Below are 8,038 nucleotides of genomic sequence, written 5' to 3'. Positions count from 1 at the left end.
TCACCTTCGTGATAAGTTTTCCCTCTGGTAGTCATAGTACGATTTTTATAATCAATTACGATAGAGCCAGCACCAGTGACACAGCATTTTCCCATACCCCTTGCAACGACGGCAGCATGAGAAGTCATTCCTCCGCGGGCAGTAAGAATTCCCTGAGCTACAGCCATACCACGTAGGTCTTCAGGAGAGGTTTCTAATCGGCACAAAATGACCTTTTTACCTTGAGCTGCCCAGGCTTCAGCATCTTCTGCAAAAAAGACAATCTGACCTGTTGCTGCTCCAGGAGAAGCAGGTAAACCTTTAGCTATTTCTTTTGCTTTTGCCAGTCCTTCTTGAGAGAAAACAGGATGTAAAAGCTCATCCAGTTTATTTGGTTCCATTCTTAGCAGGGCAGTTTTTTCATCAATCAAGCCTTCTCGCACCATATCCATTGCTATCTTAACCATAGCAAATCCGGTACGTTTTCCCGTGCGAGTTTGAAGCAGCCACAATCTTCCTTCCTGGATAGTGAATTCAAGATCCTGCATATCCTTAGCATGCTCTTCCAGTTTTTTCTGAATTTCAAATAGTTGTTTATATACTTCAGGCATTGCTTCTTCCAGAGAAGGATATTTTGCCACTCTTTCTTCTTCAGATATACCAGCTAAAGCAGCCCAACGCTGAGAACCAATTTTCGTAATCTGTAAAGGAGTGCGGATACCTGCAACGACATCCTCTCCTTGAGCATTGATAAGATATTCTCCGTTGAAAAGATGCTCGCCCGTTGCAGCATCACGAGTGAAAGCCACTCCTGTTGCACTGTTATTCCCCATATTACCAAAGACCATTGCCTGGACATTTACTGCAGTTCCCCAATCATCTGGAATGTTATGTAATTTACGATAGAAAATAGCACGAGGATTATTCCAGCTATCAAAAACCGCAAATATAGCTCCCCAGAGTTGTTCCCAGGGGTCATCAGGAAAATCTTTTCCCGTGCGCTCTTTTATAGCTCTTTTAAAAAGATAGACCAGTTCCTTAAGGTCACTTGCAGTAAGCTCTAAATCACTTGTGATTCCCCTTTCCTTTTTTAAAGAATCCATTATAACTTCAAAGGGGTCCAGGTCCTCTTTATTTTCGGGTTTTAAACCCATTACCACATCACCATACATCTGGACAAAACGGCGGTAACTATCCCAGGCAAAACGTTCATTTTGCGTTTTTTTGATTAATCCCTGGATGGAATTATCATTCAAACCGAGATTTAAGATAGTATCCATCATACCAGGCATTGAGGCTCGTGCACCACTCCGAACCGAAACCAGAAGCGGGTTTTCATTGGAACCAAATTGCATCTGCATAATATCTTCTATATGTTTCATCGCTGCTTTTACATCATCTTCCAGAAGCTCTTTTATCTTAGCTGTTCCATATTTCGTATAAGCAATACAAGCTTCTGTAGTGATTGTAAAACCAGGAGGAACAGGAATGCCAATAAGGTCCATTTCTGCCAGATTAGCACCTTTTCCACCAAGCAAATCTTTCATCTCTGCATTACCTTCGGCTTTGCCATTGCCGAATAGGTAAACATATTTAGTTGCAGACATTTATCCTCCATAATACATTATTTTCTTGTTATTATTACTATCTTTTAGAATGGCTTATTTTGTCAATTCTTAAACCTCTTTTGCCTAAGTATAATTAGAGATAAAAGAAATAACTCTCCATCCTCTTAGCAGTTAAATAATGAATCTGCTAATATCAACTTAGAACCTTTGCCGGTCTAAGATAATTAGTTAAGTTAAAATTATTTAATATAAATCCTGATTAGGAGAATCTTCCTCGGTAGATTTTTCAGATTCTTCAGTTGAAGGTCCTGAAGATTGGTCTATATTTTCTATAATAATTTCTTCATATGATACTTCACCTTTTATCTGTTGATAGAAGATAGTAGAAGCCATAGTCATATAAGAATATAAAAACAAGAAGCCAATCCCGAAAGTTAAGATAGATAATAAACACCATCCAATGAATGATAACATTAGCATAAAGTATTGAGTTTTGTGTCCATACATCATTTTCTTACTTAGTCTTAAAGCTTCAGCAGGTTTAAGATAAGGTTTTTCCGCCAGGATAAAAAAGGTCTTAGAATAACTTATAGCTGCTATAATACCCGGAACAATTAACAAAATAGACCAGAGTAGGATATAGAGGGTCATAAGAAGATAGGTTCCTAACTGCAAGGTTCCCGTTATTTTATCCTTCGGGATATTCAAGTAGGATATAGAGGGTCATAAGAAGATAGGTTCCTAACGCTCTTCCAAAATCTTTAAAACCGTTGAACATCTCTTCAATTTTAAAATCTTCTTCTCGCCAAATCTTCAAAAATATGTTATAGATACCAAGAGTGAAAGGTCCAGCAATGATAAGAGTTAGAATAAATGACCATTGGGAAAAGGAAGAACTGACGATATAAATTGCATATAAAATGAGCCAGACTAAAGCAAGTTTTCCCCATTTACCTACCAGTAATCTTCTGGCTTCCATGCGAATAGCTTTATTATCCATTATATCTCCTCACCAAAAGTATGATATTTAAAGATATAATAGATGGCATAAAATTAAAAAGCAAAAATAAAATGAAAATCCGCTAAGATTATAAGGAAGAAAAAATATGAGGAGATCAGGTTTTAAGAGCTATCCCGCTTGTTTGATCAATTTATCTGTCAGAGGATAATAATTAAGAACTTCACCAACCGTATAAAGTGAGCCACAGCAAATCAAAATATCATCTTTGCTCAGCTCATTGATTGCTTTTATAAAAGCTTCCTGAACCGTTGGTGCAGTTTCAAATGGGACTTTATATTTACTAACTTCAGCACTTTGCATTTCCACGCTGGCTGCTCTATCTGATTCGTTTTTAGCAATATAGATTTTTTCAGCATTAGCACAAATCATAGCCAGCATTTCTTTGTAATTTTTATCCGCTAAGATAGAGACCAGGAAACGGAACCTGCGATCAGGGAATAGCTTATGCAAAGAATTAAGCAAGGCTTGAACTCCTTGCACATTGTGAGCACCGTCAGTTATAATAACGGGAGAAGTATCTAAAACCTGCATTCTACCTTGCCAATGGATGTTTTGGAGTGCTGAATGTATCTTAGTAGGTGAAATAGGGAATCCTCGTTTTTCTGAATAAAGAATAAAGGCAGTGAGAGCTTGAGCTACATTTGTTGCTTGATGTTCTCCGATAAGGTTAGCATTAAGATTTTGGAAAGTATAGGGTCCAAAGCTATAATTAAAATGGATGCCATTTAGGTCCATATTATTAAGCTGGTAGAAATAATCTTTTTGAGGTAGATAGACCGGAGCATTTAATTGTTTAGCTTTCTCTAAAATAATATTCAATGGGCTTTCGGCAATTTCACCTAAAACGAGAGGCACTTTTTCCTTTATGATACCAGCTTTTTCCGTGGCAATTTGTTCCAGAGTTCCACCTAAAGTTTTAATATGGTCTAAACCGATAGTAGTAATTGTCGCAATATCAGGTGTAAATAGGTTGGTAGCGTCCAATCTTCCGCCCAATCCAACTTCCATAATAGCAGTATTCAAATTTGCTTCTTTAAAAGCCTGAAAAGCGATGGCAGTAGTGATTTCAAAAAAAGAGGCTTCAAACTTTTCAAAGAGGTCCTCATAGCGTAGATAAATATTCAGAATTGTTTCAAGGGGGAGTTCTTTTCCATTTATACGGAAGCGTTCTGTGTAATTAATAAGATGTGGAGAAGTATTTAAACCGACCGTTAAGTTATGAGCCAAAGCCAGAGCTTCCAGAGTTGCACACACACTTCCTTTGCCATTTGTTCCAGCTATATGCAAACCTCTTAGACTATTCTGTGGATTACCCATAGCTTCAAGTAAGTTTTGCATCCGGGTCAGTTCAAGCTTTACATTGCCTGAGTATTTTTGAAAGATATGATTGAGAAATTCTTGGTATAACATTAGGAAATCTATAATCCTCTACTAATAAATTACCCTTCTCCCAGAATATGTAGAGAGAAGGGTTTTAAAGATTTTAGAGAATAAAGTTCTATATATAATCAGGGTGTAGTTGCTTACTCTGTTTCAGAAGCAGTTTGGGCACCAGGAACAGTACCTGAAGATTCACCGGTAAGTTCACTTCTTAATGCGATATATTCAGGGTCATTAACACAAGCATTAAATTCGGTATGTTTGGTATTCTTCCAATAATTCATATAACGCATTAGAGATTCATATTTTAGTTTACCATTAGATTTGGTATAGGTGTTAATCTTGTCTATATCGTTTGCTATAACATTTTGCAGTTTAGTTATGCTCACATTATCGTAGAATGATTTTTCTAAAATATGTTTGGGAAACCGTGCCAGATTTGGGCAAATAATAATGATACCGTTATAATGTCTGGTAGCTCCTTCAAAATCTTCTGTCACATGTTTACCGAAGACTATATAATCCACCTTATTACCCTGGCTTTCGGGGCAATATTTTTCTTCATTAAGATAAAAATATTTACTTCCTGGCTTTTTAGTTGTTCTAAGTATATTTAGGTTACCCTGAAAGTCCTTATTTGTATCCAGCATATAATCATTAGTGGCAACCCAGATATTTTTCATATTGGTTGTACAATCGTCTGTATTCTTTTGTGGATCAAGATTAAAGCTTCCTGGAAGAGCCAGAATAAAAACCAGTGCTATGGCTAATATAGCACTTACAATCCAGAAAACTACATTTCCCTTTTGATTTTTTAACATTTCAAACTCCTGAAAAGTTCAAAGTTAAAGTTAGCTTTTTTTTGATCTTGTTTATCGTCAAGCCTTTTTTGCTGGAGGAATTATCTTATTGATATAATCATAGGTTTCCGGAATATCTTTAAATTTATAACGATAATCAGCGCAAGGGTCTATAGACATACCTTTTATCCTTTGAGCCACATTATATTCACCCCAGTTATAGGCAGCCAGAACCAGAGTCCAGTTGCCCTGAAAACGCTCTTGCAAATAGAGAATATACTTAGCCGATAATTTTAGATTATACATTGGAAAATAGAGCTTTCCTGGTTTATGTTTCTGATGTATATAAAGAGCTGTTGATTCTTTTATCTGACCCAAACCTTTAGCCTTAGAAGGAGAGAGTGCAAAATTGTAAAATTTACTCTCAGTATAGATTAAATGATAGAAAATTTTAGGGTCTATTTTGTAGTAAATAGCAACTCCGAGAGTCATTAATCTCAGGGTTATGGGATTATAAAGGAGAATGAAAAAAGACAAAAGCAGGATAAAGAAGGTCAAGCAATATTTTTTTATCCTGCTTTTTGATTTTCTTCTGGACATATCCAGGATTAGCTGATATTCTTTTTGTAATCAGCTAATTTTATAATATGTGATATTTCTTCGTTGATGATTTGATGTAAGATATCTATAGCTTTGGGATAGGTAATATTATTACTAATGGCTTGAAAATAGAGTAAGGTATCTTTTTCAAAGTTGATAGCATAATCTATTATCTCAGTTATATTTTTAGCTTCAATGGCACGACGAATAGCAGAATCTTCACTGTTAAAAATCCTACCTTCCACTATAGTTTTTAGATATAAAGCTACTAATTCCCAATCCTGGGATAATTCTAAGCTTTTCAATTCGGTGTCATCTCTCAGGCTTAAGAATTTCTTTTCATGTTCCAGTTCTTGATCTCTAAGCCAACTTATGAACTCATGACTTTTGTCATCCAGGTCTTTACGTTTGGTGGCTTCATTATAGAAAGCATAACCATTCCGTTCAATTTGGACAGCCATTTCAATGATTTCGTTAATAGAATAAACAGCCATTTTTTTCTCCTTTTAAAGTTTTTTGTCTATAAATAATATAATAGATTCCGCTATAAAACATAAATATTTATTGGTCTGAAATATCCATTATAGAAGGACCAATAATCTCTCCTACAATATCCATTGTATCAATATTAGAAGGTTGGTTTTTCTGGACGGTAACCTTCTGTGTATTTTGAGCTTTGGTGATAGAATCCATCAAAGCTTTTTGTCTTTCACGGATAGGGTCTTTTTGGGTAATATCCTTTTCTTCTGGTTGGGTTAATTTTTCAACGGAAGTAGTATCAGCAGAACTGGTTTTAAATATATCAGGCATCTGTAACCAGCCAGCATTATGAGCATGCCATAATATTGCTCCCAGAATAACAACTATTAAAATAATACCTATAATCCAGAAGAGATTCGGAGAGAGTAAAATCTTTTTTCCCGTCTCCTGAGTTTCAGGTTCCACTTTCTTTATATTCTCAGGCATTAAAAGGTTAAATTTTTGCATCACTTCATCTATATCGGCTTCCAGATAGCGTGCATAATTAAAGACCATAGCTCGGGCAAAACCAATATAACCAATTTCTGCAAAGCGATTTTCTTCCATAAGTCGGACCTGTTCTTCTCTCAAACGCAAATCTTCATAAATCTGGTCATAAGAGATATTCTTTTCTTCTCTCAGCTTTTTCAGGTAAGCACCTAAATCTTCCATATGTAAACTCCATTGAAAACATTGGTTACTGGTCCTTCAAGGAGGAATTCTCCATTCTCAAGTTTTCGGATAAGAACTTCCCCACCCGGCATATTTACCTTAACCTCATCTGCTAAGATACCACGATTTATGCCAGTAAAGACACTTGCAACAGCGCCCGTTCCACAAGCTTGAGTGGGTCCGACACCTTTTTCCCATACTTTCATTTCTATCTCTTTAGCAGAATAAGGATGGACAAATTCTACATTAACCGGTCCCGGAAAGGAAGGATGTTTTTCCAGAAGAGGACCTAAACGCTGTTCCTGTCCATTTAAAACATCTTGATAGGAGACAAAATGCAGGTTTCCTATATCTACTAAAGTGCCTTCAATTCCTTCTACCCAAATATGATCCTTTATTAAGGTAGGTTGACCCAGACTTACTTGAATGCCCTCTGCTTTGATATTGGCTCTCTTAACACCGCTATCAGTTTCAATCTTTAATTCCTTTTTACCCGTATATCCAGAAAGAAGAGAAGCACAACAACGAAGAGCAGAACCACACATTTCAGCACGACTTCCATCTTTATTATAAATAATCATTTTCCCATCAGCGACCTCAGAAGCTAAAAGTATGACCAATCCATCTGCTCCAACTCCCGTGTGATTTTTACAAATATCTGCTGCCAGAATATTTAATGGCAGATTGGTCTTTAAAGCAGGAATTAACTCCAGGATTACGAAGTCGTTTCCCTGAGCCTCCATTTTACTAAAAGGAATTAACATAAAAGGTCTTCCATCATCTGGTTAAAACTGTACATTCCTTTATGAACGGAAATCCATTGAGCTGCTTTTAAAGCTCCTGTGGCAAAACAAGCTCGGGAACGAACATGGTGAGAAAGTTCTATGGTATCATTTTCAGAATCAAAAATAATGTTATGCCAACCGGGTTCTGAACCACCTCTAAGACTGGCAAAATGCAGTTCGCTCTTATTAATAGGTCTATTCAAGCGGTCATATATTGCCGTTTCTTTAGTGCTGCTTTGAGAAATAATAGTTTCGGCAAGCTGAATAGCAGTACCAGAAGGACTATCTGCTTTCTGATTATGATGCATTTCCCAGCCACAGACATCGTAGATAGGAAATTTATCGCAAAGTGAAGCAGCATAGCGCACAATCCGATTAAAGATATTCATTCCAATTGAAAAATTTGCTCCAAAGACTAAACCGATGTTGTTTGCTTCCACAATTTTTCGCACTTCATCCTCATATTTATTCCAACCTGTCGTTCCTACCACCATATGTTTTCCTACGGCAGCAACTTTTTTGATATTCTCCAGAACTGATTGGGGTTGAGTGAAATCAATACAAACTTCACCGAGCAGGTCTTCTCTGATCTCTTTTTCACAACCTTCTTGATGGGGGTCAATAATAGATTTTACCTTGCAGCCATGTTGTTCTGCTAAGCTGGCAATCATTTTCCCCATCTTACCATAACCGATTAAAGTGATATTTAACATA

The 8,038-nt window shown here is 36.6% G+C and carries 10 protein-coding genes; all 10 read right to left on the bottom strand.

The window, feature by feature from the left end; translation table 11 throughout:
- Positions 1-1,586 (bottom strand): PEP/pyruvate-binding domain-containing protein (locus tag E0946_RS05610; protein ID WP_133201486.1); only part of this gene is annotated, 1,586 nt, incomplete at its 3' end.
- Between the two features lie 204 nt (positions 1,587-1,790).
- Entirely contained in the window at positions 1,791-2,198 is a 408-nt protein-coding gene (locus E0946_RS07465) for a DUF975 family protein (protein WP_133201485.1), read from the bottom strand.
- 37 nt (positions 2,199-2,235) lie between these two features.
- Complete coding sequence (locus E0946_RS07460; RefSeq protein ID WP_133201484.1) at positions 2,236-2,547, bottom strand: DUF975 family protein; 312 nt, start codon at positions 2,545-2,547, stop codon at positions 2,236-2,238.
- A gap of 129 nt (positions 2,548-2,676) precedes the next feature.
- Entirely contained in the window at positions 2,677-3,978 is a 1,302-nt protein-coding gene (locus E0946_RS05595; RefSeq protein WP_133201483.1) for a bifunctional folylpolyglutamate synthase/dihydrofolate synthase, read from the bottom strand.
- A 113-nt stretch (positions 3,979-4,091) separates the two neighbouring features.
- Positions 4,092-4,769 carry a hypothetical protein gene (locus tag E0946_RS05590; RefSeq protein ID WP_133201482.1) on the bottom strand — a complete coding sequence of 226 codons (678 nt, stop codon included), beginning with the start codon at positions 4,767-4,769 and terminating at the stop codon, positions 4,092-4,094.
- A gap of 57 nt (positions 4,770-4,826) precedes the next feature.
- The gene (locus E0946_RS05585; protein WP_243713765.1) at positions 4,827-5,240 is read right to left on the bottom strand and encodes a lytic transglycosylase domain-containing protein; all 414 of its coding nucleotides are present in this window, start codon (positions 5,238-5,240) and stop codon (positions 4,827-4,829) included.
- A gap of 116 nt (positions 5,241-5,356) precedes the next feature.
- Positions 5,357-5,842, bottom strand: a complete 486-nt coding sequence (locus tag E0946_RS05580; RefSeq protein ID WP_133201480.1) for a ferritin family protein — start codon at positions 5,840-5,842, stop codon at positions 5,357-5,359.
- Positions 5,843-5,909: 67 nt separating this feature from the next.
- Positions 5,910-6,539, bottom strand: a complete 630-nt coding sequence (locus E0946_RS05575) for a helix-turn-helix domain-containing protein (RefSeq protein ID WP_133201479.1) — start codon at positions 6,537-6,539, stop codon at positions 5,910-5,912.
- The gene (gene dapF, locus E0946_RS05570) at positions 6,527-7,303 is read right to left on the bottom strand and encodes a diaminopimelate epimerase (RefSeq protein WP_133201478.1); all 777 of its coding nucleotides are present in this window, start codon (positions 7,301-7,303) and stop codon (positions 6,527-6,529) included. Before dapF ends, E0946_RS05575 begins: the two co-directional genes overlap by 13 nt.
- Positions 7,297-8,037, bottom strand: coding sequence for a 4-hydroxy-tetrahydrodipicolinate reductase (gene dapB / locus E0946_RS05565; protein WP_243713764.1), 741 nt, complete (start codon positions 8,035-8,037; stop codon positions 7,297-7,299). Before dapB ends, dapF begins: the two co-directional genes overlap by 7 nt.
- Position 8,038: the final 1 nt, after the last annotated feature.

The organism is Candidatus Syntrophosphaera thermopropionivorans (assembly GCF_004353895.1).
Taxonomy (GTDB): Bacteria; Cloacimonadota; Cloacimonadia; order Cloacimonadales; family Cloacimonadaceae; genus Syntrophosphaera; species Syntrophosphaera thermopropionivorans.
Note: the sequence above shows the minus strand (reverse complement) of the source record. Positions and strands in the feature narration are given on the sequence as shown.